The following is a 23,484-nucleotide window of genomic DNA, read 5'->3' on the forward strand; positions in this document are numbered from 1 at the left end:
GTGCACGGCTCGAAAGCAGCGCCGGGCACGTGGCGGCGCTTCTGGACGCTCGTGCATCGGTGGGCCGGATTAAGCACTGCTGCATTCCTGACTGTAGCCGGTGTGACTGGCTCCGTGATCACGTTCGCTGACGAGTTGGATCATTGGCTCAATCCAGGCCTGTTTACGGTTAGCCCACAGCCGCAGGCCATGCTGAGCCTCGAAGCCCTTAGCGATAAGGTCCGCGAGCAACACCCCGGCGTGGTGGTGCGGCGCATATTTCCTGCGGAAGCGCCAGATCGCAGCACGAGGATTTCAGTGCTATCCGCACGCGGCCCTCAGCCTGCAGCGTTGGCCTTGAACGCCAGCGAAATCTACTTGAACCCCTATGACGGTCGTCTGTTGGGTACGCAGCAATGGCGTGACTGGCGTTGGGACCGCTCAAACGTTATCCCATTTATCTTCCGTCTTCACTACACCCTGCATTTGCCTGGCAAGGTAGGTTTCTGGTTGATGGGCGGCATTGCCATTGTCTGGTTGCTGGACTGCATAGTGGGCTTTTATCTGACCTTGCCCGTGAATTCGAGGCCATCCGCCAACAGACGCGGCTTCTGGAAGCGTTGGTCTATCGCATGGAAGATCAAGCGGGACAGCAGCCGATATCGATGGAACCTGGACTTGCACCGCGCAAGTGGCTTGTGGCTTTGGATCTTCCTGTTTTTCCTGGCATTGAGTGGCGCCGTGCTGAATCTTCGCAATGAGGTCGCCGTTCCGCTGCTTCGAAAAATTTCTACGGTCAGCCCACCACCAGCAACGAAGCTGGCGCGGATGCAGCCTGCAGCACGGCGCCACGTTTTGTACGACGACGCGGCGGCCATTGCCCGCGCATCTCTGTCCCCCACACAACAGCTATACAGTTTGCGTTCCGTGGCCTACCTGCCCGAGAAGAACGTTTACCAAGTCGTCATGCAGGAGCCTGGATGGCAACGCACCGCCTTCCGGCTTCGAGATGCGCAGCGCTTCGTCGATGCCCAACGCGGTAGCGTGGTGCTTGAAGCTAGCTACGAGACAGGCACGGTGGCAGATCAATTTCTGGCGCTTCAGTATCCGATTCACTCCGGCGCAATCCTTGGAATGACCGGTCGGGTGCTGGTGTGCATCAGCGGGATCGCTGTGGCGCTGCTGTCGATTACTGGGGTAGTAATATGGCGGCGAAAGACGGGTGCTAAGAGTCGAAACTCTCGACACGAACCTTCCCGCAAGCGCCCAAAGACGCCGAGGATTGACGCATCCACCACAACATCGACCTGAACTCAAGACGGATAAGGCGCCAACTGAGTTGCGAACAACGTGACCATCAGCATGGGCATACCCACCATGTTTTTCCCGCTACAGGCCTCACCCCGTTCCTTCAACGCTCCACATGAAAGGCGTGGAGAGTGGCTGATGTAGGCACCCTACCCTCACCGCGCAACCGGCTGTCAGGGTGAGCTATGCGAAGAAGTGACGGGAAACCTATCGTCGCCTGTAAGCTCCGCAGTTTTTCCCAGTCCAAGCTTTGAACGCACGTTGAAACGTTGGGCTGTCGCTAAATCCAAGTTCAGTGGCAAGCTGCGCAAGCGAAACACGCGATGTGGATAGACGCGATATGGCCAAGTCCCGCCGCAGGTCGTCCTTCAACCATTGCAGGGAGGTGTTTTCCGCAGCCAGACGACGCTGAAGGGTGGCGGGCGAAAAGTGAAGCTGCTCGGCAACTTCTGGCAACGACGGCCATCTGGGATAACTGCGCATCAGATAGTTGCGCACCTTCTGGCCCACCACACCAAAGTCCCGGGGCGGCGAGATGATCTGGGTGTAGGCGTCTGTCAGGAATGCGCGCAACGCCGGCTCGTCCCGACTCACCGGAGTCCGCAACTTGGAAGCTGTGAACCAGAAGCCGAAGGCGCTCTGCTGGTATCGCCTGGGCGCAGGAAACACCAGGTTATAGCCTTCGTGGTGGCTAGGCTCGGGGTAGGTGAAATCGAAGTGCAGGATAGGCAGAGGCGCGTTTAGCAGCCAGGCCGCGAGCCGCCACAGCACACGCACCATAGTTTCCTCCAGGAACACCGGGGCTTCGCTGTCGGGGGCGATCCATTGCATGTGCAGTCCAGCCTCATCGCCATCGACCTGCAGGGAAAAGGTCACGTCGTCCTGAAGCAGGTTCAAGGCTACTGCCATGCGCTTGATCGCGCTGCGCAGATCCGTGGCGGAGAGTCCCTCGCGCGCTGTCAGTGCGAAGCTACCTGGCTTGAACGGACGCGAAAACAGCCCTAGGCATTCGTCCTTCAGATCGTTCATCAGGGCATAGAAAAGCGCCACGTACTGCATGGGGGTCACGCCCTGGTCACCCGGCGTTCTCAGGGCTCTGGGGTCCACACCGACCTGACGTAAAAAGCCATCTACGTTCATGCCCTGGCGTTCCAGCCCGGAGAGCATGCCAAACACAAAAACAGGGGCTATGAGAGCCCCAGGGTTTTCCCGAGGTTCCCGCTGTTTGAGGTCTTTTGCCATGGCTTCAAGGTTTTTGGCTATCGCTAGGAAGTGGGGCCGAGCTTAGCATCCGCTCGGGATTCAGCATAAATTTCTGGGGCTCTTGGCCCGCCGTACAAAGGACAGTTCATGAAGCAAGACGTGTATGTCGTCGGGGTCGGCATGGTGCCGTTCACCAAACCCGGGGCCAGCGAGCCCTACCCCCAAATGGCCGCCAAGGCTGTGCACGCCGCACTGCGCGATGCGGGCCTGGATTACACCAAGGTGCAGCAGGCTTACGTGGGTTATGTCTACGGTGATTCGACCGCCGGCCAACGCGCGCTGTATGAAGTGGGCATGACGGGGATCCCCGTCCTCAACGTGAACAACAACTGCTCCACCGGATCTTCCGCGCTGTTCCTTGCGCGGCAGGCGGTGATGAGCGGCGCGGCAGATTGCGTGCTCGCCCTGGGCTTCGAAGAGATGAAGCCTGGCGCGCTGGGCGCCGTGTTCACCGACCGGGCCAGCCCGTTCCAGCGTTTCGATGAAGCCACGCAAGAGCTCGTCGGCCAAAGCGAGATTCCGCTGGCGCTGCGCTACTTTGGTGGCGCGGGTCTGGCGCACATGCAGGAGTTCGGCACACCGATGAATACCTTCGCCAAGATCCGGGCAAAGGCCAGCCGCCATGCCTCCAACAACCCGCTGGCGCTGTTCCGCACTGTGGTCACTGAAGAAGAAGTGATGAACACGCCGGTCATGTGGCCGGGCGTGATGACGCGCTTGATGGCCTGCCCGCCCACCTGCGGTTCAGCGGCTGCCATTGTGTGTTCCGAAGCCTTTGCCCGCAAACATGGATTGAACACCACAGTGCGCATCCGTGCCCAGGCGATGACAACTGATGGCCCGCAAACCTTCGGCGCCAAGGACATGCGCGAGGTCGTTGGCTTCAGCATGGCCAAGGCATGCGCCGAGCAGGTGTACGCTGAAGCGGGCCTGGGCCCACGGGACGTGCAGGTGGTTGAACTGCACGACTGCTTCGCGCACAACGAACTGCTGAGCTACGAAGCGCTGGGCCTTTGCGAGCGCGGGGGCGCGCAGAAATTCGTGGAAGACGGGGACAACACCTACGGCGGTCAGGTGGTCACAAACCCCTCAGGTGGGCTGTTATCCAAAGGCCACCCACTGGGCGCCACGGGCCTGGCTCAATGTACCGAACTCGTCCAGCAATTGCGCGGGCAGGCGGAGAAGCGACAGGTGGAAGGCGCGCGTATTGCGCTGCAGCACAACCTGGGCCTGGGTGGTGCCTGCGTGGTGACCATGTATGAAAAGGTCGCGGCATGATCGACAAGAAATTCATTGGCTACCAGCTAAAGCCCTCAGTGCTCACTGTGGACCGCACGCGTCTGCAGTTCTTCGCCAAGGCCATTGGTGAGCAGAACCCGGTCTACTTAGACCAAGTCGCTGCCCAGGCCGCCGGCTACGCAGATGTGCCCGCACCGCCCACATTTCTATTCGCTGCCGAGCTAGACAGCGGCGCCACCGACCAGTTGCTGGCGGATCTGGAGATACCGCTGGCCAAGCTGTTGCACGGCGAGCAGTCGTTCAGCTACCACCAGCCGGTATGCGCTGGTGACACGGTCACCGTGCAATCGACCATCACTGACATCTACGACAAGAAAGGCGGCCAGCTTGAGTTCGCCGTCAAGGCATCGCGCGTAACCAACCAGCGCAGTGAGCTGGTGGCCGAAATGCGCACAGTGCTCGTTGTTCGCCATTGAAAGAAGAAACCACCATGACCACTTCAATCAAGGTGGGCGATCGCCTGCCCACCCTACAGCTTCCCTCTGTGGACCGCGCCACGCTTGCGCTGTTCGGAGGCGCCTCGGGCGACCACAACCCGATTCACATTGACACCGATTTCGCCCGCCGGTCGGGCATGCCTGACGTGTTCGCGCAAGGGATGCTGGGCATGGCTTGGCTGGGCCGCTTGCTCACGCAGTGGGTGCCGCAGTCGCGTATCCGCCAGTACGACGCGCGCTTCGCGGGCATCACACATCTGGGCAACGCCATGAGCTGCAGCGGTGAGGTGGTTGAGCTCATGGAGCGCGCCGGCGAGGCCTGTGCTCGCGTGACTGTGACCTCCGCCAACCAATACGGCCAGACCAAGATCGTAGGCGAAGCCATCGTCGCCCTGGCCTGACCCTTTCTGACCTAAAGAACACCACAAAGAGGACACACAAGATATGAGCAAGAAACTCGACGGTAAGGTCGCCATGATTACAGGCTCGGGGCGCGGCATTGGCCGTAGCATCGCCATGAAACTCGCCGAAGACGGTGCGCGCCTGGTAATCAACGATCTCGATGCAGATCCGGCCCAGGAAACCGTGGAGGCCATCAAAGCCATGGGCGGCGAGGCCGTGGCCTGCGTGGGCAGCGTGACCGCCCCAGATTTCTCCGAACGCTTCATCGGCACTGCGGTGGAGAACTTCAAAGGCATCGACATCATCGTCAATAACGCCGGCTACACCTGGGACAACGTGATCCAGAAAATGACCGACGAGCAGTGGTATGCCATCATGGATTGCCACCTCACGGCGCCCTTTCGCATTCTGCGCGCGGCGCAGCCAGTGATTCGCGCGCTGTCCAAGTCAGAGCTCGACAAAGGCGTGCGCAACATGCGCAAGGTGGTCAACATTTCATCGATGGCTGGCGTGTTCGGCAATGTTGGGCAGAGCAATTACTCGGCAGCCAAGGCCGGCATCATGGGCCTCACGCAGGCGCTAGCCAAAGAATGGGGCCGCATGAATGTCACCGTGAATTGCGTGGCATTCGGTCTGATCAAGACACGCCTGACTGGCAGCACCGCAGAAGGCGCCACCACGAACATCGACGGCCGCGATATCAAGGTGGGCGTGAACCCGGGCCTGCTGTCGCTGATGGAGCAGACCATTCCCCTCGGCCGTGGCGGTACCCCCGAAGAAGCGGCGGGCTCCGTATACCTGTTTTGCATTCCTGAGTCGGACTACGTCAGCGGCCAGACGCTGATTTGCTCCGGTGGCCTGACGGGCATGTGATGAGTATGTTGCCACGCCTATTGCAGCATCCCTGGATGGATGCAGAGATCGAGAGCTTTCGCGAGCAGGTCCGCCGCTGTGTGGCGGACAAGCTGGTGCCGCAGCTCGACTCCTGGCGCCGCCAGGGTTTCATCCCCCGCGAAACCTGGCGCGCTCTTGGCGATCTGGGTTTCCTGTTGCCTGAGATGCCTGAGGCCTACGGTGGCCCGGGCGCCACGCTGGCTTACCAGTTAGTGGTGCAGGACGAGCTCGCCAAGGCGGAGGTGCCGGCCAACACGGCCGTGCACTCCATCGCGGCGCACTACATCCTTGACTACGGCACTGAAGCGCAGAAGCAGCGCTGGCTGCCTAAGCTCACCAGCGGCGAGATGCTCGCCGGGATTGCGATGACCGAGCCAGGCGCGGGCTCGGACCTCAAGGCGATCAGCACACGGGCGCGGCTGGACGGCGACCACTACGTGGTGGACGGTGCCAAAACCTTTATTACCAACGGCTTCACCGCCAACCTGCTGGTGGTGGTTGTGCGCACTGGTGAGGCTGGTGCCAAGGGCGTTTCTCTGCTGGTGCTGGAAACTGAAAACCTGCGGGGTTTCAGCGTCGGCAGGCGACTGGAAAAGCTCGGGCAGCATGCCTCTGACACGGCTGAGCTGAACTTCGACGGTGTGCGTGTGCCGGTTTCTCACCTAGTGGGTGGTGTAGAAGGCCAAGGCTTCGTACAGCTAATGAGCCAGCTCACCTACGAGCGCCTGCTGCTCGCCGTGCCCGCCGCGGCAGTGATCGAGCGCGCGCTCGAGCTGACGGTGGAATACACCAAGAACCGCAAGGCCTTCGGTCAAGCCCTCGCTGACTTCCAGAACACCCGTTTCAAGTTGGCCGAATGCGCCACGCTGGCGCATGTGGTGCGCAGCTTCGTCAACGACTGCATCCAGCGCCAGCTTGACGGCACGCTGGACAACGAAGCCGCCTACATGGCCAAGTGGTGGTGCTCTGAACAGCAGTGCAAAGTGACGGACGAATGCCTGCAGCTTTTCGGCGGCTACGGCTACATGGCCGAATACCCGATCGCCCGCATGTACGCCGACTCGCGAGTGCAACGCATCTACGGCGGCGCCAACGAGATCATGAAAGATCTGATCGCTCGCAAAGTGGTGGCCTGATGAGTCCTTTGTACCTCGTGAACGCCGGCACACACGCCTTCGAGCGAACGGTGCTCCAGCGCCGCGCCCCGCTTTACCACCTTGCAAGGGGCCCACACCCATGACTGAAGCCATGCGCTCGCCCGCCATGCTGGAAGCGCGCGATCTGACCTTGAAGTTCGGCGGCGTCACTGCGTTGTCAGAGATCTCGGTGGACATCGGCCACCAGGAACTGGTGGCTCTCATCGGCCCCAACGGCGCGGGCAAGAGTTCGTTGCTGAACGTGCTCTCCGGTTTCTACCGGCCTAGCAAGGGCTCAGTGCGATTTGAAGGCCAGGACATTGGGCGCTGGCCCGTGCACCGCGTGGCCAAGGCTGGCCTGGCGCGCACCTTCCAAGGTACCCACCTGCTGCCTCATATGAGTGTGCTGGACAACATTCTGGCTGGCCGCTTCATGCACATGAAGAGCACGCTGACACAAGCCTTTTTCTACTATCCGTTCACCCACCGCGAAGAGGTCGCGCACCGCACTGTGGCTGAAGAAATCCTGAGCTTTCTCGAACTTGAGCATCTTCGACACCACCCAGTGGGCACGCTGGGCTACGGTATGCGAAAAAGGGTCGATCTGGGTCGCGCGCTCGCCATGGAGCCCCGCATGCTGCTGCTTGACGAACCCATGGCCGGTATGAACAGCGAAGAAAAGGAAGACCTCGCGCGCTTCATTCTGGACATTCGCGAGTCGCGACAGATCCCTGTCGTGCTGGTGGAACATGACATGGGCGTGGTGATGGACATCGCCGACCGCGTGATCGTGCTCAACTTTGGCCGCAAGATTGCCGACGCCTCGCCCACGGCCGTGCAGCAGGACGAAAACGTGATCTCGGCGTACCTGGGAGGCCATGAATGAGCGGCGCAAACAAACCGCAAACCCTGCCGCAATGGCTGCTGCACAATGCGGCCACGCGCGGCAGCGAAGTGGCGCAACGCCACAAGCGCGAAGGCGTGTGGAAGCAATTTAGCTGGTCCGACGTACGTGACGAAGTGCGCGCGCTCGCTCTCGGCTTGCGTGCACGCGGCGTGCAGCGCGGCCAGTCCGTGGTGCTGCTGAGTGAGAACCGACCTGAACTCTACTGGGCAGAATGGGCCGCGATGGCGGTGGGCGCCAAAGTAGTCGCCCTCTACCCGGACGCGACGGAGTCCGAAGTCAACTACGTGGTCGAAGATGCGCAGGCTGTCTGCGTTTTCGCGGAAGACCAGGAACAGGTCGACAAGGTGCTGCCAGTCATGACCCGGCACAGCGCCTTGCACACCGTGGTTTGGTGGGAATCGGGTGGCTTGTGGTCTTACAGGAACGATGGCCTGCTCGGCTGGGACGAGTTCAAGTCCCCGGCTCTGCCTGTGCAACCCGCCGATGAAGCCTGGTTTGAGCAGGCCGTGGCACAGGGACAGAGCGGCGACATCGCCGTGTTGTCTTACACCTCAGGCACCACCGGCGCGCCCAAGGGCGTGATCACCACGCATGCTTCGTTACTGCACAACGCCGAACTGATCGGGCAGGCAATGCAGGTACCTGAAGGCGGCGACTACCTTTCCTACATCCCGCTCTCGTGGGCCACCGAACAGTGGGTAGGCGTGACGATGGGCCTGATGCGCCCGCTGCGGGTGAACTTCGCCGAGAAGCCGGACCAGATCCAGGAAGCGATCCGCGAACTCGCCTGTGAGATCGTCTTCTTCGGCCCGCGCCAATGGGAGAGCCTCGCCGCGCGAGTGCACGCTCGCATGCTCGACGCTCCGCCCTGGCGGCAGAAGGTGGTGGACTGGGGCCTGCAGATTGGCCGCCTGGCCCGTGCGGAGCAACTGGACACGCGCACCCGTGCCTGGTGGGTGCGCGCTTTGTTGCCGGTGGCCGACGCCCTCGTCTTGCGCCCGTTGCGTGAGCAGTTGGGCTTGAAGCGCGCCCGCATCGCGTTCACCGGTGGCGCGGCTGTGGCGCCCGACATCTTCCGGTTGTTCGCGGCCATGGGCGTGATGCTGCGCAACGTATACGGCTGCAGTGAGTTCGGCCTGATCACTCTGCACCAGGGGGCGCGTGTCAACGCCGAAACCATTGGCGAGACCGTGGCTCAGGCAAGCGCCTGGGGCGAGCCCATGCAGTGGCGCCTGGCGGAGGGTGGCGGGCTCGAGGTGCGCGGTGGCGCGGGATTTGCCGGCTACTGGGGCAAGCCAGACAAGAGTGCTGAAAAGCTCAACGATGGCTGGTTTCAGACTGGCGATTCGGTGGGCCAGGGACCAAGCAGCAACGAGCTCATTTACTACGACCGTGTGGAGCACATGAGCCGCCTGCAGGGCGGGCACCTGTTCTCCAAGCAGTTCATTGAGGTGCGGCTGCGCTTTTCACCCTATATCCGCGAAGTGATGGTGGTAGGAGACCCGACACGAGAGCACGTGACGGCGTTGGTCAACATCGACGGCGATGTGTTCGGCCGCTGGGCTGAGCGCAACGGCGTGTCGTTCACCACCTTCACGGACCTTTCGCAGCGCCCCGAGGTGCTGGCCCAGGTGGCCAAAGAGATCTCCAACGTCAATCTGACTCTGCCTGAACAGGCGCGCCTGCGATATTTTGTGAACCTGCCCAAAGAGCTGGATGCCGACGAGGGGGAGCTAACCCGTACCCGCAAGCTCAAGCGCGACTTCATCGAGCAGCGATACGGCGCACTGATAGAAGCGATGTACGCCAACCGGCCCAGCACCGCGATCGAGATCCCCGTTCGCTATCAGGACGGCCGCGCCGGCCTGCTGCGCGCCAACGTGACCACAGGACGCGTGCCCTCTTCCGCGCGAAACGGAGACAAGAACCCATGATCGACTTCTTCAACTACCTGCTGAACGGCTTTCTGCAGGGCCAGATCTATGCCCTGCTGGCACTCGGCTTCATGGTCATCTACCGCGCCAGCAAAGTGTTCAACTTCGCTCAGGGTGAACTCATGATGCTCGGCGCCTACGCCGTGTGGACACTCACGCTCGGCGCCAACCTTCCGCCTTGGCTGGGGATCCCGTTGGCCTTCGTCTGCGCCCTCGTGTACGGCTGGCTCATCGAGCGGCTGTTCTTCGAACGGCTGGTGGGCGAATCGGTGTTTTCGATGGTGATGGTGACCATAGGCTTGGTGATTTTGATCCGCGGCATCGTGCTGGTGGTTTGGGGTGCGGCGGACCGCCAGTTCCCTGTACTGCTGCCACCAGCACCCCTGATCGTGGGCGAGATGATCTTCCCGTCTTCGCTCGTGATCGGCGCAGTGCTCACGCTGTTTGCCACGCTAGGCCTGTCCTGGTTCTTCAACCGCACCCGCGCTGGCCTCACGCTTACCGCCGTGGCGGAAGAACCCACCACAGCGATTTCGCTCGGCATCTCAGTCAAGCGGGCCGTCACTCTCGCCTGGATGATGGGATCAGTTATCGCTACAGCCGGTGCCATCGTGCTGCTCAGTGGCCGCTCGCTCACCGTGGGTACCGCCGACGTGGCGCTCGCGGCACTGCCGGTGGCGCTGCTCGCGGGCCTTGAATCTATAGGCGGCCTCATCCTTGCCGGCGCCATTGTGGGCATTGTGCAAGCCTTGGTGGCAGCCTACATCGATCCTGTGATTGGCGGCTCTGCCTCGTCGATCGTGCCCTTTGTTTTCATGCTGCTGATCTTGCTTGTGCGTCCCACCGGCTTGTTCGGATGGCGCCATGTGGAGCGTGTGTGATGGACCCGTCTGGTATTTTCTTCACCAGCCACGCTGGCGACCGCTCCCTGGTGCGCACACGTGCGCAATGGTTCAGCCTGCTGGCGCTGCTGCTGGTACTGGCTACGCTGCCTTGGTGGGCTTCAGAGCGCTGGGTCAGCATCGGCTACACCACCTTTATCACCGCCGTTGCGGTGATTGGTCTGCAGATCTGCACTGGCTACGCTGGCCAGATCAACCTGGGGCAATCGGCCTTCATGGGCGTGGGTGCTTACGGGGCTGCGCTGGCCATGATGGCCGGCTGGAACGCCGTGGCGGCCCTTCTCATAGGCGGTGCGGGTGCGGCCATCTTTGGTGTGATGTTCGGCCTGACTGCGGCACGCATCAAGGGTTTCTACCTTGCGCTCACCACCATCGCCGCCCAAGCGTTGTTCCACTTTCTGGTGCTCAATCTGCCGGGGCAATGGTTGGGCGGCGCAGGTGGGCTGCACGTGGAATCAGCTCCATTTTTTGGCATTTCGCTCAGCAACGACCGCGCCATCTACTGGTTCTCGCTCGTGGTGCTGGTGGTCATGACCATCGGTGCTTTTGGAATCGTGCGCTCACGCCATGGCCGCAGCTTTGAAGCGGTGCGCGATGACGACGTGGCCGCCGGCATGATGGGCATTCCAGTGGCGGCTACCAAGGCCCGCGCCTTCCTGGTGAGCGCTTTCTACGCCGGTGTGGCCGGTGGCCTGTGGGTGGTGGCACTGCGACATGTGTCGGTGGAGCAATTTACGCTGTTCAACGCCATCTGGATGATCGCCATGATGATTGTGGGCGGCCTGGGCTCCATCACCGGCGCGCTCATCGGCACGGTGATGATCCAGCTCGCCCGCGAAGGCGTCACCAGCCTGGGCCCGAGCTTCATTCAATGGGTGCCCGCGGTAGGGCAGGACTTTGTCTTCGCCGCGATGAACGTGCTGCTGGGCACCGTGATCATTCTCTTCCTGCTGTTCGAGCCCAAGGGCGTGATGCACCGCGTCCAAATTTCCAAGAACGCCTATCGACTCTGGCCGTTCCCGTACTGACCACCGTGGGGCGCAAGCCCATTTAACCCTAGGAGACAACATGAATAAATTGAAAATGTGGGCAGCCCGCGCCGCTATCGTGGCGGGCATCGCCGCCTCGTTCACGGCCCCTGCCACTGCGCAAACGGTGTACCAGGTTCCGGCCCTGTCGGACTACTCCGGCCCGTTCGCAGCCATCATGCCTATGCTCGGCTCGGGTCGCGACGGCGTAGTCGCGTGGTGGAACGCGGAGCACGGTGCCAAGCTGGGTGTCAAGCTCGAGCTCAAAACCTACGACACCCGCTACGACACCGCACAGACCGCCAGCCTGTGGCCTGGAGTACTGGCTACCAAACCGGTGATCGGCCTCTCGTTAGGCGGCCCTGACACAGCCGCTCTGCAGCAGCGCCTTCCCACAGACAAGGTGCCGATGATTCTGGGCTCAGCAGCCACCGGCTTCCAATGGCGCCCCAACCAGTGGGTGATGGCCACGCGCCCCACCTTCGTGCACGAGGTCACCGGTTTCCTGGAATGGTTCCAGAAGAACAAGGCTGGTGGCACGCGCCCAGTGAAGGTGGCTATGTTCACTACAGAAGCCTCACCAACGTTTGCCGACATGGGCAAGGGTGTCATCGCCTACACCAAAGCCAACCCAAAGGTAGCCACGCTGGTAGAGATGGTCTACATCGAACCCCAGCCCGCTGACGTAACCCTGCAACTTCGCCGCGTGCTCAATGCGGGTGCCGAACTGATCCTGGTGCCCACCAACATACAGCAAGCCGTGGCAGTGAAACGCGCAATGCAGGCGCTAGGCAAGAACGTACCTATCGCCTACAGCATCCAGAATTCTCCAGCCATGCTGCAGAAGCTTTTGGGTAGCATGGCCGCCATGGACGGCGACTACGAAGTACACGCCGGCGTCATCGCCACAGAGGAAGACACTGAGTCCAAGAAGTTCTACGACATGCTGGTGAGCAAGTACGGGCTGAAAGCGCCATGGCACTCTATTACGACCATCGGCATCAGTCAGACGCTGGTGATGGTGCGCGTGGTGGAAGCCGCTGCAAAGAAACATGGCGGCAGCAAGCTGACCGGTGAGATGCTCTACAAAACGCTGATCGAGAACACCTTCCCGGCCACAGATTTCTATGGTTTCACCGGTGGTGGCGACATCGACTTCTCCGTTGAAGCCCCGTTCCCGACCAAGGAACCGCGCGTCAACATCGGCCAAGTGGTGGGCGGCAAGCTGACTACGGTAGCCAAAGGCGTGCCAGTGCCCAAGCTGGCGAAGTGGTGAGCGAGCAAAGCCGTGTCTGAACCGCTGATCGCGCTCAACAACGTCGAGGTCCTCTACGCTGACGTGATCCTTTCGCTGAAAGGCATCGCGCTTGAAGTGGCCGCGGGAGGCTGCACGGTGCTGCTTGGCCCTAACGGGGCGGGTAAGAGCACCACCCTCAAGACCATATCCGGCATGCTGGATGTGGAAGAAGGCCGCGTGTCGTCGGGCCAGGTGCGTATGCTGGGCAAGGACGTCACCGGCGTCTCGGCCGAGCAAATGGTAGCCGATGGCGTGGTGCACGTGGTTGAGGGCCGCAAGGTGCTACGCCACATGACGGCAGAGCAGAACCTCGTCGTGGGCGGTCACCGGCTCAAGCGACAGGCCGAGGTTAAGCAGGGCCTGGAACGCGTCTACGGTTTCATCCCCCGCCTGGCCGAGCTGCGCACCCGCACAGCCGGCTACCTCTCTGGCGGAGAACAGCAACTGCTGCTGATTGGCCGCGCTATGATGGCCCGGCCCAAGCTCCTGATGATTGATGAGCCTTCGCTGGGCCTTGCGCCCATGATGGTGAGCGAGATCTTCGGTCTGCTCGCGAAGCTGCGCGCAGAAGGTGTGTCGCTGCTGATCGTGGAGCAGCACGCCCAGGCCGCGCTGGAGATCGCCGATCACGGCTACATCCTGGAGAACGGTCGCGTGGTCCTCGAAGGCAGCGCCGCCGAACTGCGCGCCAACGAAGACATACAGGAGTTCTACCTGGGCCGACAGGCCAGCGGCGAACGGCGCAACTACCGAGAAATCAAACACTATCGCCGGCGCAAGCGCTGGCTGGGATGAATCCATGGCTGAGATGAACGGCATCGAATGGAATTTGGACGCCCAGGCTGTGGGGCGCATTGTGCTCAACCAGCCCGAACACCACAATGCGTTGGGTCTGAAGAACGTACCGGCGCTGGTAAAGGCCATAGACGAGGTGCTCGCTGGCCAGCCACGCGTGATAGTGATTGAGGCACGGGGCCCCATTTTCTGCGCCGGCGGTGACATACGCGAGTTCGTGAACGCTGGTGACCAACTGGACGAGCTGGTTGACGAGATCCTGAACCAGTTGGTGCCGGCCTATATCAAGCTCGTACAGGCGCCCTGCCCCATCATCACGGTGGTTGGGGGCCCGGTGGGCGGCGCCGGCTTGGGTCTGGCCCTGTGCGGCGACTTCGTTCTCGCCAGTGACACCATGAAGCTGCGCACCGGCTACGCGGCCATTGGGCTCTCACCCGACGTGGGCGCTTCCTACTTCCTTGCGCGGCGCGTCGGCGCTTTGCGCGCGCAGCAGTGGCTGATGCTCAGTGATGCCATCGATTCGCAGCGCTGCCTCGCCGCAGGCGCGGTGGATCACGTGTTTCCCTTCGCAGAGCTGAATGCAGCCGCGCAAACCCTGGTGGAGCGGCTGTGCGCCTCGGCCCCCGCGTCTCTGGCGGCGATGAAGCGGCTATCGCAAGAAGGCCCATCGCTCTCGCTACAAGCCTACCTCTCGTTTGAGCAGCAATTGCTCAAAGCGTGTGCCCGTACCGCCGACGCCCGTGAAGGCACCTCCGCCTTTGTGGCCAAGCGCCAACCGATGTTCACTGGTCGCTGAGCTCACCACGCGCTGATTAAGCAATAGGCCCGCGCCCGCCTGAACTTCCCGAAATCAAGGATGAACGCATGCCCCCCGCATTCCCCACGCTGATCGACCTGCTCGCACACAACGCTCAAACGCATCCCAACCGTGCGGCGGTAGTGTATGAAGGGAACACACATACACACGCCATGCTGTTCGAAGCTGTGCAGCGCCAGGCGGCTGCCTTGGCCGCGATCGGCGTGAAACGCGGCGACCGTGTAGTGCTGCTGGCGGGCAACCGTACCGAAGTGCTTGTGCTGCTTGGCGCTACCGCGTGGCTCGGCGCCATCCTGGTTCCTCTCAACCTGCGACTCTCACCAGCCGAAATGGCGCAGCAGTCGCGCGACGCCACGCCCGTGCTCGCGGTAGTTGACGCGGAGTGCACCGCCTCGTGGCAAGCCGCGTGGCCTGACGGCATGCCCGGCGTGCTGAAGGTGGTGCTGGGTAGCGCGACCTGGCCTGTTCAGGTGTATGCCGGTCCGCCCGCCGCCGCGCCAGTCCAGCGGGACGACGCACCCGAACTCGGCGTGCTCATGCTGTACACCGCAGCCGTAGAAGGCCACGCGCGAGGCGCAGTATTGGCTCAGTCGCAGCTCATGGCGTCGGCCGAGCAGATCGGACGGGTCTGGTCGCTAAGCGAGCAAGACCGCTGGCTAGGGGTGCTGCCGCTGTTCCACGCTGCCGGCATCGGATTGGCGCTGGTGCTCCTGGGTGCGGGCGGTACCTGCGTGCTGCTACCGCGCTTTGACCCTGTTGCTGCCGTAGCCGCCGTTGACGAACACCAAATTACAGTCTGCGCCACCTTCGCGCCCATGCTGGGTGCGATGCTCGACGCGGCGCAAGCTGGCGGCGCATCGCTCGCCAGCTTACGCATTTGCATGGGGCTGGAGCTTCCTGCCACGCTCGATCGCCTGGCCACCCTGTGTCCGTTTGTCAGCTTCTGGTCCGCCTACGGTCAGGCAGAGGTATCGAGCATGGTGTGCCTGGGCCTGCAGCGTGAACGCCCCGGCGCGGCAGGCCGAGCTGTCGCTCCCTCGGAAGTGCGCGTGCAAGACGCTGCCGGGCAACCGGTGGCAACGGGCGTGCAAGGCGAGATAGCCGTGCGCGGGCCCACCGTGTTCCTGGGCTACTGGGACGTGGTGCAAAAACACCCCTTCAAACCGGCTGACCCCTGGCACCGCACAGGCGACCTGGGCAAACTCGACGAAGATGGCTGGCTATGGTTCACCGGCCGCGCTCCATACAAGCAGCTCATCAAGACCGGCGGCGAAAACGTGTACCCAGCCGAGGTAGAGCAGGTCCTGCTGGAGCACCCCGCTGTGGCAGAGGCAGTGGTGTTTGGCCGGCCCGATGAGCGCTGGGGTGAAAGCGTGCACGCCGCGTGCGTACTCAGATTGGGCGCTGTAGTAGGTGAGGAAGATCTGATCAGCTTCGTAGAGCAGCGCTTGGCCCGCTATAAACGTCCTCAGAGCGTTCAGTTCGTGACTAGTCTGTCTAAAAAGGCATGACGAATTCCCGGTAAGGCGAGTTTGCCGCCAATAGCTTGAGCGGGCCTAACCCTTCTAGCGACGAATCAAGCGCTTCGGGCAATTTCACGTTTAGCAATACGGCCACGCCCGTGTCCACCAGTGTCTGGGAATGCCCATGGGCATGAGGCTCACTGCGCACCAGCGTCTGGCCAGCCTGCCCAATGTGCCGACTTTCAAGGAGTTGGGCCATCCAGCTCTGAACGAAATCGCCATCACCTCGTTCGGGCTGGTGGCTCCTGCAAAAACACCGGCACCTATCGTGGCGCGGTTTAATGCTGCCGTGGTCGTAGCATTCAAAGACCCAGCGTTGCTGGCTCGGCTCAAAGAGTTGAATGCGGAACCCATCGTTGGCAGCCCCAGGGCATTTCTCCGCAGGGCGCCTCCGCCTGAAGTGGCGCCGAATCGGCATCAAAGCGTCAGGGCGTTACAGTCGAGCTATTGAATAACGCGATAAACACAATGGCAAAAACCAACCAATGGGCAGACAAGGTACTGGCGCTGATCAAGGGCGGCAACAGTGCAGCATCTATCGCCCAGATCAAGGTTGCGCCCAGCGTGAAAGACCTTAAGGCACTGCACACCGCGATGGTGATCGGCAAACTCACCGGCCGCTGGCGCGATGTGGATTCCGCCATCGAAGATAGCCTGGCGCTGCTTTCAGCACCGCGCTTGCACCGTAGTCCTTGAACTATTGAACACGCTCAAGGCGTCTTGCAGAGAGCGGTGCGCCGGGCTTGATCAAACCCCATCCAACCTGTCGGCTGAAGAGGAGCCCTGCCCTACACGCTCGGCTTAGTTGCGGGCTTACTCGTTTTCGGGCTTGTTCAGGTTGTCTTCTGGCAGGTCTCCGCCGGCACTGGGAGCACCGGGAGGACGGGCTTTGCGTTGGGCGGGTTTGGCCAGAATTTCCACGTAGACTTGGTCTCCGCCTGCGCGGGCAACTACGTCTATATGCCCGATCAGGGAAGACAGATGCACCACTTCTGCGGCTGCCTGAGTGGCGCCAAAGCGGCAATCAAAGTCCCAGTAGTCTGCGCCTTCGGGCAGCACGCGGCGGCGTTCACGCTGGATGTATTTGCGAACATCGTGTTTCACGGCGTCAAGAATTCGGTCGCGGTTCTTGCCTTCAATGGTCAAGGGAAAATTTTTTCTCATGGAGGATGGTAACCCGGCACCATGCAACCACCCTACCGCGCCCGCTTCTGACGAAGCGATTTCTAGAGGAACTACTTCACTTGATGCAAAGATCGCCGGGAGATTCGCGCTAAAGGGACGTAGCGTTCCCCGCTCAGTTGTCCCTACGTCAAATGAATTCCTCGGCGCGAGTGCGGCGCGGATGAGACGAAACTGACGCCAAAATGATCCGTGTGACTACGAGCGGAAGCTTCGGCGTATTGCTTGCGCTGTTTCTAATCCACAGAAGATTCAGTCATCGCGATAGTTGACCCACAAAACGCGAGTGAGGGAGCTCGATATGTTTTTAAAGCGATGTGGCAAGACGCTGCTAAACCGGAACCCGTCGCCTTGCTCGAGAGTGAACGAAGTTTCATCTACATGAATTTCCAGCACACCTTCTAACACTACCCCTGCCTCTAAACCTTCATGGACTAACGCTTCATCGCCGCTATGTCCTTGCGGCTCGAGATACATCATGTAGGTAACGAGTTGCCCACCGTTGTGTGGTGAAGGAGGAGTCAGCACTTCTTTGGAGATACCAGTTCCCCAGAACGCGATTGCCGGCCGATGGCTCTTTCGCAGGATCAGACTGTTGGCATTCGACGAGTTCGGCGCAGCATCCGGAAAGAATGTTGCAATACTGACCGAAAGGACCTCGCTCAAGGCTCCCAATACTTGTAAGGAAGGTGACGACAGCCCACGCTCCGTCTGGCTCAGGAAGCCCACAGACATTCTGGCTCGGGTGGCTACATCCTTTAGGGACATGCCTCGTGCCAAGCGCAGAGCGCGAATCTTTTGCCCTACCAGAACATCTAAATGCTGCTGATCGCTGGCCGCGGTCGTCGGGTGGCTAATCATCGGAAACACCTTCGAAGTAAGAGGCGTGAAAGGACGGGGAAACCTTGTTTGTAAGTGTTTACCCTATTGGTGAATAATGAACGTAATTTCATAATTATGAAATATCGTGAAATCATAACCTAGAACCTTAAGGAGCTGTATGCCAACTGTCCGAGTTGAAATGTTGTCTGGTCGCACACCGGAGCAGAAGAAGGCGCTCGCCACCAGCTTGACGCAAGTGATGGTCGATACCGCTGGGGTTAGCCCGGCAAGTGTTCATGTAATTTTCACGGACATCGATTCGACGGACTGGGCTGTGGCGGGTGAAATGCTGTCGGACCGTTCTAAAAATACAGTGGCAAAGTGAGTTGAGGAGATGATGGACATGACGCATCAAGTTTTCGAGCGTATCCACTGCGCTTACAAGTCCGACGGCGATGGGGATCCCCTCGTCTTGGTTCATGGAATAGGTGCACGCGGTGCCAGTTGGGGCGGTGTCGTGAATTCCCTAAAGAGGAACTTCCGCTGCATTACATACGATCTTCGTGGCCATGGTGACTCCCCTTTGCCGAATGCGCCATTCGGATTGGATGACTTGGTCGAAGATTTGGAGGCCTTGAGGATCTCGATCGGTATTGAGCGAATGCATGTCGTAGGCCATTCGCTGGGCGGAATGATTGGTCCTGCGTATGCATACAAGTATCCTGACCGAGTGATCAGTTTAGGGCTGCTCAGCACCGCAGCTTTTCGTTCTGAAGAAGATAGCGCCAAGGTTCTGGCTATTGTGGATGCAATGGAGAAACAGGGTGTCGAACCCATGCTGGATAGCCTCGTCCAACGCTGGTTTACCGATGAGTTTAAAGCCGCGAACCCTGAAGTTGTTCAATGGCGCAGAGAACAGGTACTCACTACAGATGAACGCATATTTCTGAATGTATTCAGGATCTACGCTGAAACAGAGATGGCCCCGTGGCTGCATCAGGTTCGTGTGCCGTCACTGATTTGTACCGGTGAAATGGACGGAGGTTGCAGTCCCCGTCTGAATCAAAAAATTGCCGACGCCCTTCCCCATTCGAGTTTGGTTGTTCTTGACGGGCTGAAGCACGCAATTCAACTTGAGGCCCCAGTCCGCCTTGCAGCCGAGATCAAGCTTTTTATTGAAAGCCAAGTCAAGAAGCCCTGACCCGTCTAGCAGAGATTTCATAACCAATCAAACTGGAATAATATAATGCGATTCTCCTTAATGGCGATCTTGGCTTGTGCGGCCTTCCAGGCTACTACGGCTGCGCAAGCGCAGGTTGCAACTTACCCATCTAAACCAGTTACCTTGGTCGTTGGATATCCGACCGGAGGAGGTACAGATATCATTGCGCGAATCGTCGCAAATCAGCTTAGCAAGGAGTTGGGTAAGCCCGTTGTCGTTGAGAATAGAGCAGGAGCTACTGGGACGATTGGTGCAAATTACGTTGCCAAAGCTACGCCAGATGGTTATACCTTGCTGCTCTCCGCAGGTTCAGATATTACGATCACCAAACTTACCGTTCCGAACCTTCCCTACAATATCTACCACGATTTCGCCGCAGTGGGTCGTGTCGCCAGAACTCCATTTGTAATGGTGACCAATTCCCAGATGCCGGCAACTTCGGTGAAAGGATTTGTGGATTTCGCTAAGAAAAATCAGACGAAAACTAACGTATCTGCTTCCGCTACTTTTTCCTATTTGAATGGTGCCCGATTCAAGAGCATCACGGGACTAGACTTGGTTAGTGTGCAGTACAAAGGGGCCGCACAGGCACTTACTGATCTGATAGGGAATCATGTCCAACTCGGATTTGAGACGGTGGCAGTCAGCCTGCCACAACTCGAATCGAAGAAAATCAAGGCCTTAGCAGTGGCCTCGGAAGAACGTTCACCTTATTTGCCAGAGGTACCTACTTTTGCCGAAAGCGGTTTTCCTGACTTTGTAAGCTACGTCGTTTATGGCGTACTTGCCCCAAAAGGTACTCCTCAGGACGTAATGGCGCGGCTGGGTTTGGCGCTGAATCGAGTCATCGAGAGCCCGCATGTTCAGCAGCAGATGAAGGTCCAAGCAATGGAGCCTGTGTATAACGACACACCCGAGAAATATACTCGTGATCTTGCCCAAACCACGCAAGTTTGGACCAAGTTGGCGAATGAGATCGGATTTGATCCTGAGAAGAAATAATCTTGGTAATTTTCAAGCTGGTAGGCGGCTATCTTGTTCCTGCAAGGTCCCGCTTTAAAGAGATTGCCTCTTTCGTAAAACCTGTCGAAGGATTGCGGGCGCGGATCTGACACCTTCACCGATAGCCTGTTTAGTATTAAGAAGCTTGAGGACTGCGCGAATCCCACATCGAGAAGTGCTTGCTCCGAGAGACAGTATGGTGTCCTGAAGGCAGTGCGTGGGGCTGATAGAGGCTTCTGCCTGCGTTAGGTAGACGCGGCCTGCAGCCCTTTGCTGCCTTGACGATGCTGCGCATCCACTTCATGCAACAGTAGTTCAATCTGCCGGACCCAGCGCTTGAAAAAACGCTACACGGCGTGGCGGCGTTTCGCGACATCGCGGGACTTACTCACTGGGGCGACGTGAGGCCCACGAGAGCAGCATCCTGCATTTTCGTCACTCGCTGGAGCGGTACGGGCTTGCCGCTCAAATTCTTACAGGCATAAGCGACATTCTCACAACTCTGGGACTACTGCGCGACCAGGAGCTCGATGCCTTCGCCGATATGGCAACTAGAGCGTGCACAGGCGTCCCGATGTGTAGGCTAGTGTCCAACATCGGGCGGCCATCAGGCCGGGCAAGCGCCGCGCGCTAGACAAGGGCCATCCGGTGCAGGGGTTGTGCCTCCAACTGTAGAAGGTCAAGACGGGCAACCGGGCCAAAGTGGAGCCCCTTTTCGCGTGATTAAGCTCCAGTTTGGACATGTGAAAGTGCGCTACTGCGGATTGGCCAAGAACACCGCACAACGGCACACGTTCCTTGCGCTACCCAACCTAAGGATGGCGCGTCATCGGTATAAGTACGCCTGCGGCAGCGCCAATGACCCGGTGCAAGCTCTATTGCGATCAAAATAGAACCTGTCGAAAGCGCAAATGGACCGTTCAAACGCTGTTCGTGCACTCTGTGATCCTAAAACGTGACTCAGAACACCTCGCACCAATTCGTACAGACCCTTCCTAAAGCATATATGCAGACACTGCTTTCGAACCCGCTGCCGCTGCGCGGCGTGCCTAGCCGATGCAAAACACCCCATGAACTTTCAACCCATCCTTGAAGAAATTGTTACTACGCTGCGTCCCCAATTGGGCAAGGAAGGCGCAGTGGCGAACTACATTCCGGCACTGGCACGCGTGCCAGTCAACCAGTTTGGCATTGCGCTGCGCACCGTAGACGGCCTAGAGGCTGCGGCGGGTGACGCTTTGACGCCTTTTTCCATCCAGAGTATTTCCAAGCTGTTCGCACTCACCATCGGCATGCGCTTGATGGGTGAAACCCTTTGGGAGCGTATTGGGCGGGAGCCCTCGGGCAACCCATTCAATTCCCTGGTGCAACTGGAAAATGAACAGGGTGTACCGCGCAACCCCTTCATCAATGCAGGCGCTATAGCGGTGGCTGACCGGCTTGTCAGCCACTGTGAAGGCAAGATTGAGATGCTCGCGCAGCTTTCCAGCATCAGCAACGAGGCCATTCACTACAACCCTGAAGTGGCTGCATCGGAAGCCGCCACCGGTTTCCGCAATGTGGCGCTGGCCAACTTCATGAAGAGTTTCGGCAAGATCGACAACGATGTGGCCACCGTGTTGGACGTGTACTTCCACCATTGCGCCATCGAGATGAACTGCCTGCAACTGGCCCGCGCCGCAGGTTATTTGTGTCGCGACGGCGCCCACCCTTATTTGCCGGAACGGCAAGTCGTCACTGAACGCCAGGCGCGCCGCATCAACTCTTTGATGCTCACCTGCGGCACCTACGACGCGGCGGGCGAATTTGCATTTTTGATAGGCCTGCCATGTAAAAGCGGCGTGGGTGGTGGCATCGTCGCGGTGGTACCCGATCAGCTCACACTATGTGTCTGGTCCCCCGCGCTAGACTCCACTGGCAACTCGCTGCTGGGGCGCAAGGCCCTTGAGATGTTTGTCGCGCGCACGGGCTTGTCGGTTTTCTAAGGACACCCTGCAAGACCCGTCGTGGATGCCGCGCACAGGCGTCGGGGTGGTATGCAAAGCGAGCCTTGCGGCCAATCGCCGGCGCCCTCAGCAACAATTCACCACAACAGACCTCAGCTTGCCGCCCCCCGAAGGCAATAAACCCGTACTGCAGGGACGCAGTGAAGCTCGAACTGCACATCGTCATGTCTGCGCATTCATAGCTGCATTGCGGAACCGTAGGTAGCCACGACCCGCCCCAGCACCTAGAGTGGGCCGCCCGCACTGCTAGGGCGCGATCGCCCCAGCAGACGGGCCGCCTGATGGTTCAGCCGACTTTGCTCCCGCGCCGCGCGCAAAGAGCGCAAGCGGCGCCCCGCCCCAATGCACAGACTGATGGCAAAAGCGGAACGACATAACAACTCAGGAGACATGGAAGATGACAACTCGAACCAATGTGTGGCGCCAACTGGGAACTGCCTGCGTGCTCGCAGGCGCCGCATTCGCCGCTGTTGCGCAGCCCGCGCAAGACTTCAAGGCATCTTGGGTCACGACCAGCGACGGGACGCGCCTGGCCGTGCGGGAATACGGCAACCCGCAAGGCCCGGCCATCGTGTTCGTGCATGGCATCGCGCAAAGCCAGCTTGCATTCGGGCGGCAGATGCGCTCTCCGCTGTCTACCACGTACCGGTTGATCTCCTATGACCTGCGAGGCCATGGCGAATCCGACAAACCGACCGCCGAAGCGGCCTATACCAACGGCAAACGCATGTCCGACGACCTGCAGTCCGTGATCGACGCGACGGGCGCCAAGCGGCCCGTACTAGTGGGCTGGTCGCTGGGTGGCATCGTGGTGGCGCAATACCTCAGCGATTACGGCGACGCGGGTATTGCCGGTGTGAATTTCGCTGGCGCCAGGATCGCCCAGCCCCCCGGGCAAGCGGCCCGCATGCCAGGAGGCGCCTTCCTGCGTGAAATGTTGCTGCCTGACCTTGAACGCAATATCCGCGCGACGGCCAACTTCGTGCGTGCTTGTGTGGCGGCGCCGTTGGCGTCAGAAGACTTCGAGCTAATGCTGGGCTACAACATGGCCAGCCCTGTGAGCGCCCGCGCCGCTACGCTGAAGTGGAGCGGCGGCACCAATTTCGCCGAAGCCCTGCTTCGCATCCGCGTGCCTGTTCTGATTTCTCATGGGCGGCGTGACCAAGTCATTGCACCGGCAGTGGCCGATGAAGCTGCTCGCTTACTCAAAACGTCGAAGCTCTCATGGTACGACGAGGCTGGGCATTCCGTGTTCTTCGAGGATGCACCACGCTTCAACCGCGAACTGGCGGAGTTCGTCAACAGCGCACAGGCACGCTGAAACGGAGC

General features: G+C 60.0%; 24 protein-coding genes and 2 pseudogenes. 23 read left to right on the forward strand and 3 right to left on the reverse strand.

Going from position 1 to position 23,484, the window contains the following annotated elements; genetic code table 11:
• A complete protein-coding gene (locus tag G518_RS0108205) occupies positions 1–1,290 on the forward strand; it encodes a PepSY-associated TM helix domain-containing protein (protein ID WP_036594038.1) in 1,290 nt (429 codons plus the stop codon).
• Between the two features lie 204 nt (positions 1,291–1,494).
• Here G518_RS0108205 and G518_RS0108210 read toward each other — a convergent pair whose 3' ends face one another.
• On the reverse strand, positions 1,495–2,529 hold the full coding sequence (locus tag G518_RS0108210; RefSeq protein WP_084651589.1) for an AraC family transcriptional regulator: 1,035 nt from the start codon (positions 2,527–2,529) through the stop codon (positions 1,495–1,497).
• A gap of 108 nt (positions 2,530–2,637) precedes the next feature.
• Between G518_RS0108210 and G518_RS0108215 the strand changes: the two genes are divergently transcribed.
• From G518_RS0108215 to G518_RS0108285, 15 genes are all read left to right on the forward strand, one after another.
• Positions 2,638–3,828 (forward strand): lipid-transfer protein, encoded by a 1,191-nt coding sequence (locus G518_RS0108215; RefSeq protein ID WP_028602120.1) that lies wholly within the window; start codon positions 2,638–2,640, stop codon positions 3,826–3,828.
• The gene (locus G518_RS0108220) at positions 3,825–4,265 is read left to right on the forward strand and encodes a MaoC family dehydratase N-terminal domain-containing protein (protein ID WP_028602121.1); all 441 of its coding nucleotides are present in this window, start codon (positions 3,825–3,827) and stop codon (positions 4,263–4,265) included. Before G518_RS0108215 ends, G518_RS0108220 begins: the two co-directional genes overlap by 4 nt.
• Before the next feature lie 14 nt (positions 4,266–4,279).
• Positions 4,280–4,687: a MaoC family dehydratase gene (locus tag G518_RS0108225; RefSeq protein WP_028602122.1), complete on the forward strand. Its 408-nt coding sequence runs from the start codon at positions 4,280–4,282 to the stop codon at positions 4,685–4,687.
• A gap of 43 nt (positions 4,688–4,730) precedes the next feature.
• Entirely contained in the window at positions 4,731–5,561 is an 831-nt protein-coding gene (locus G518_RS0108230) for an SDR family NAD(P)-dependent oxidoreductase (protein ID WP_028602123.1), read from the forward strand.
• 5 nt (positions 5,562–5,566) lie between these two features.
• Entirely contained in the window at positions 5,567–6,718 is a 1,152-nt protein-coding gene (locus tag G518_RS0108235; RefSeq protein WP_028602124.1) for an acyl-CoA dehydrogenase family protein, read from the forward strand.
• A 100-nt stretch (positions 6,719–6,818) separates the two neighbouring features.
• Positions 6,819–7,604: an ABC transporter ATP-binding protein gene (locus tag G518_RS0108240; RefSeq protein ID WP_028602125.1), complete on the forward strand. Its 786-nt coding sequence runs from the start codon at positions 6,819–6,821 to the stop codon at positions 7,602–7,604.
• On the forward strand, positions 7,601–9,559 hold the full coding sequence (locus G518_RS34365) for an AMP-dependent synthetase/ligase (RefSeq protein WP_036594040.1): 1,959 nt from the start codon (positions 7,601–7,603) through the stop codon (positions 9,557–9,559). Before G518_RS0108240 ends, G518_RS34365 begins: the two co-directional genes overlap by 4 nt.
• Positions 9,556–10,440 (forward strand): branched-chain amino acid ABC transporter permease, encoded by an 885-nt coding sequence (locus G518_RS0108250; RefSeq protein ID WP_028602126.1) that lies wholly within the window; start codon positions 9,556–9,558, stop codon positions 10,438–10,440. Before G518_RS34365 ends, G518_RS0108250 begins: the two co-directional genes overlap by 4 nt.
• A complete protein-coding gene (locus G518_RS0108255; RefSeq protein WP_028602127.1) occupies positions 10,440–11,489 on the forward strand; it encodes a branched-chain amino acid ABC transporter permease in 1,050 nt (349 codons plus the stop codon). Before G518_RS0108250 ends, G518_RS0108255 begins: the two co-directional genes overlap by 1 nt.
• A 40-nt stretch (positions 11,490–11,529) precedes the next feature.
• Positions 11,530–12,765, forward strand: coding sequence for an ABC transporter substrate-binding protein (locus G518_RS0108260; RefSeq protein WP_245597924.1), 1,236 nt, complete (start codon positions 11,530–11,532; stop codon positions 12,763–12,765).
• 12 nt (positions 12,766–12,777) lie between these two features.
• Positions 12,778–13,581 carry an ABC transporter ATP-binding protein gene (locus G518_RS0108265; RefSeq protein ID WP_245597925.1) on the forward strand — a complete coding sequence of 268 codons (804 nt, stop codon included), beginning with the start codon at positions 12,778–12,780 and terminating at the stop codon, positions 13,579–13,581.
• 4 nt (positions 13,582–13,585) lie between these two features.
• Positions 13,586–14,377 carry an enoyl-CoA hydratase-related protein gene (locus tag G518_RS0108270; protein WP_028602130.1) on the forward strand — a complete coding sequence of 264 codons (792 nt, stop codon included), beginning with the start codon at positions 13,586–13,588 and terminating at the stop codon, positions 14,375–14,377.
• A 68-nt stretch (positions 14,378–14,445) separates the two neighbouring features.
• Positions 14,446–15,909, forward strand: coding sequence for an AMP-binding protein (locus G518_RS34370; RefSeq protein WP_036594116.1), 1,464 nt, complete (start codon positions 14,446–14,448; stop codon positions 15,907–15,909).
• A gap of 136 nt (positions 15,910–16,045) precedes the next feature.
• The gene (locus tag G518_RS0108280; RefSeq protein WP_245597926.1) at positions 16,046–16,372 is read left to right on the forward strand and encodes a tripartite tricarboxylate transporter substrate-binding protein; all 327 of its coding nucleotides are present in this window, start codon (positions 16,046–16,048) and stop codon (positions 16,370–16,372) included.
• A 17-nt stretch (positions 16,373–16,389) separates the two neighbouring features.
• Positions 16,390–16,617, forward strand: coding sequence for a hypothetical protein (locus G518_RS0108285; protein ID WP_028602132.1), 228 nt, complete (start codon positions 16,390–16,392; stop codon positions 16,615–16,617).
• 117 nt (positions 16,618–16,734) lie between these two features.
• On the opposite strand, the gene G518_RS0108290 is transcribed toward G518_RS0108285, so the two are convergent.
• Both G518_RS0108290 and G518_RS34375 read right to left on the reverse strand, forming a co-directional pair.
• A complete protein-coding gene (locus tag G518_RS0108290; RefSeq protein ID WP_028602133.1) occupies positions 16,735–17,085 on the reverse strand; it encodes a DUF6172 family protein in 351 nt (116 codons plus the stop codon).
• 270 nt (positions 17,086–17,355) lie between these two features.
• Positions 17,356–17,964, reverse strand: a complete 609-nt coding sequence (locus G518_RS34375; RefSeq protein WP_051236241.1) for a helix-turn-helix domain-containing protein — start codon at positions 17,962–17,964, stop codon at positions 17,356–17,358.
• Between the two features lie 139 nt (positions 17,965–18,103).
• Between G518_RS34375 and G518_RS0108300 the strand changes: the two genes are divergently transcribed.
• From G518_RS0108300 to G518_RS34385, 7 genes and pseudogenes are all read left to right on the forward strand, one after another.
• Positions 18,104–18,310, forward strand: a complete 207-nt coding sequence (locus tag G518_RS0108300; RefSeq protein WP_028602134.1) for a 2-hydroxymuconate tautomerase — start codon at positions 18,104–18,106, stop codon at positions 18,308–18,310.
• Positions 18,311–18,328: 18 nt separating this feature from the next.
• Positions 18,329–19,126 carry an alpha/beta fold hydrolase gene (locus tag G518_RS0108305; RefSeq protein ID WP_036594044.1) on the forward strand — a complete coding sequence of 266 codons (798 nt, stop codon included), beginning with the start codon at positions 18,329–18,331 and terminating at the stop codon, positions 19,124–19,126.
• Between the two features lie 45 nt (positions 19,127–19,171).
• Complete coding sequence (locus G518_RS34380) at positions 19,172–20,149, forward strand: Bug family tripartite tricarboxylate transporter substrate binding protein (protein ID WP_036594047.1); 978 nt, start codon at positions 19,172–19,174, stop codon at positions 20,147–20,149.
• A gap of 239 nt (positions 20,150–20,388) precedes the next feature.
• Positions 20,389–20,660, forward strand: a pseudogene (locus G518_RS41520) (transposase); the annotation flags it as partial.
• A gap of 170 nt (positions 20,661–20,830) precedes the next feature.
• A pseudogene (locus G518_RS40620) lies at positions 20,831–21,042 on the forward strand (hypothetical protein); the annotation flags it as partial.
• A gap of 177 nt (positions 21,043–21,219) precedes the next feature.
• Positions 21,220–22,134 carry a glutaminase gene (locus G518_RS0108315; RefSeq protein WP_028602136.1) on the forward strand — a complete coding sequence of 305 codons (915 nt, stop codon included), beginning with the start codon at positions 21,220–21,222 and terminating at the stop codon, positions 22,132–22,134.
• A gap of 418 nt (positions 22,135–22,552) precedes the next feature.
• Positions 22,553–23,476, forward strand: a complete 924-nt coding sequence (locus G518_RS34385; protein WP_051236244.1) for an alpha/beta fold hydrolase — start codon at positions 22,553–22,555, stop codon at positions 23,474–23,476.
• Positions 23,477–23,484 lie beyond the last annotated feature (8 nt).

It is taken from the genome of Ottowia thiooxydans DSM 14619 (assembly GCF_000422885.1).
In the GTDB taxonomy this organism is placed as follows: Bacteria; Pseudomonadota; Gammaproteobacteria; order Burkholderiales; family Burkholderiaceae_C; genus Ottowia; species Ottowia thiooxydans.

Bases quoted from the DNA above. Each gene is read 5' to 3' on its own strand.
- G518_RS34380 (WP_036594047.1), top strand. From the start codon at position 19,172: ATGCGATTCTCCTTAATGGCGATCTTGGCTTGTGCGGCCTTCCAGGCT.
- G518_RS0108220 (WP_028602121.1), top strand. From the start codon at position 3,825: ATGATCGACAAGAAATTCATTGGCTACCAGCTAAAGCCCTCAGTGCTC.
- G518_RS34370 (WP_036594116.1), top strand. From the start codon at position 14,446: ATGCCCCCCGCATTCCCCACGCTGATCGACCTGCTCGCACACAACGCT.
- G518_RS0108280 (WP_245597926.1), top strand. From the start codon at position 16,046: ATGGGCATGAGGCTCACTGCGCACCAGCGTCTGGCCAGCCTGCCCAAT.
- G518_RS0108270 (WP_028602130.1), top strand. From the start codon at position 13,586: ATGGCTGAGATGAACGGCATCGAATGGAATTTGGACGCCCAGGCTGTG.
- G518_RS0108230 (WP_028602123.1), top strand. From the start codon at position 4,731: ATGAGCAAGAAACTCGACGGTAAGGTCGCCATGATTACAGGCTCGGGG.
- G518_RS0108285 (WP_028602132.1), top strand. From the start codon at position 16,390: ATGGCAAAAACCAACCAATGGGCAGACAAGGTACTGGCGCTGATCAAG.
- G518_RS0108250 (WP_028602126.1), top strand. From the start codon at position 9,556: ATGATCGACTTCTTCAACTACCTGCTGAACGGCTTTCTGCAGGGCCAG.
- G518_RS34365 (WP_036594040.1), top strand. From the start codon at position 7,601: ATGAGCGGCGCAAACAAACCGCAAACCCTGCCGCAATGGCTGCTGCAC.
- G518_RS0108240 (WP_028602125.1), top strand. From the start codon at position 6,819: ATGACTGAAGCCATGCGCTCGCCCGCCATGCTGGAAGCGCGCGATCTG.
- G518_RS0108235 (WP_028602124.1), top strand. From the start codon at position 5,567: ATGTTGCCACGCCTATTGCAGCATCCCTGGATGGATGCAGAGATCGAG.
- G518_RS0108305 (WP_036594044.1), top strand. From the start codon at position 18,329: ATGACGCATCAAGTTTTCGAGCGTATCCACTGCGCTTACAAGTCCGAC.
- G518_RS0108255 (WP_028602127.1), top strand. From the start codon at position 10,440: ATGGACCCGTCTGGTATTTTCTTCACCAGCCACGCTGGCGACCGCTCC.
- G518_RS0108225 (WP_028602122.1), top strand. From the start codon at position 4,280: ATGACCACTTCAATCAAGGTGGGCGATCGCCTGCCCACCCTACAGCTT.
- G518_RS0108215 (WP_028602120.1), top strand. From the start codon at position 2,638: ATGAAGCAAGACGTGTATGTCGTCGGGGTCGGCATGGTGCCGTTCACC.
- G518_RS0108260 (WP_245597924.1), top strand. From the start codon at position 11,530: ATGAATAAATTGAAAATGTGGGCAGCCCGCGCCGCTATCGTGGCGGGC.
- G518_RS0108290 (WP_028602133.1), bottom strand. From the start codon at position 17,085: ATGAGAAAAAATTTTCCCTTGACCATTGAAGGCAAGAACCGCGACCGA.
- G518_RS34375 (WP_051236241.1), bottom strand. From the start codon at position 17,964: ATGATTAGCCACCCGACGACCGCGGCCAGCGATCAGCAGCATTTAGAT.
- G518_RS0108210 (WP_084651589.1), bottom strand. From the start codon at position 2,529: ATGGCAAAAGACCTCAAACAGCGGGAACCTCGGGAAAACCCTGGGGCT.
- G518_RS0108300 (WP_028602134.1), top strand. From the start codon at position 18,104: ATGCCAACTGTCCGAGTTGAAATGTTGTCTGGTCGCACACCGGAGCAG.
- G518_RS0108315 (WP_028602136.1), top strand. From the start codon at position 21,220: ATGAACTTTCAACCCATCCTTGAAGAAATTGTTACTACGCTGCGTCCC.
- G518_RS34385 (WP_051236244.1), top strand. From the start codon at position 22,553: ATGACAACTCGAACCAATGTGTGGCGCCAACTGGGAACTGCCTGCGTG.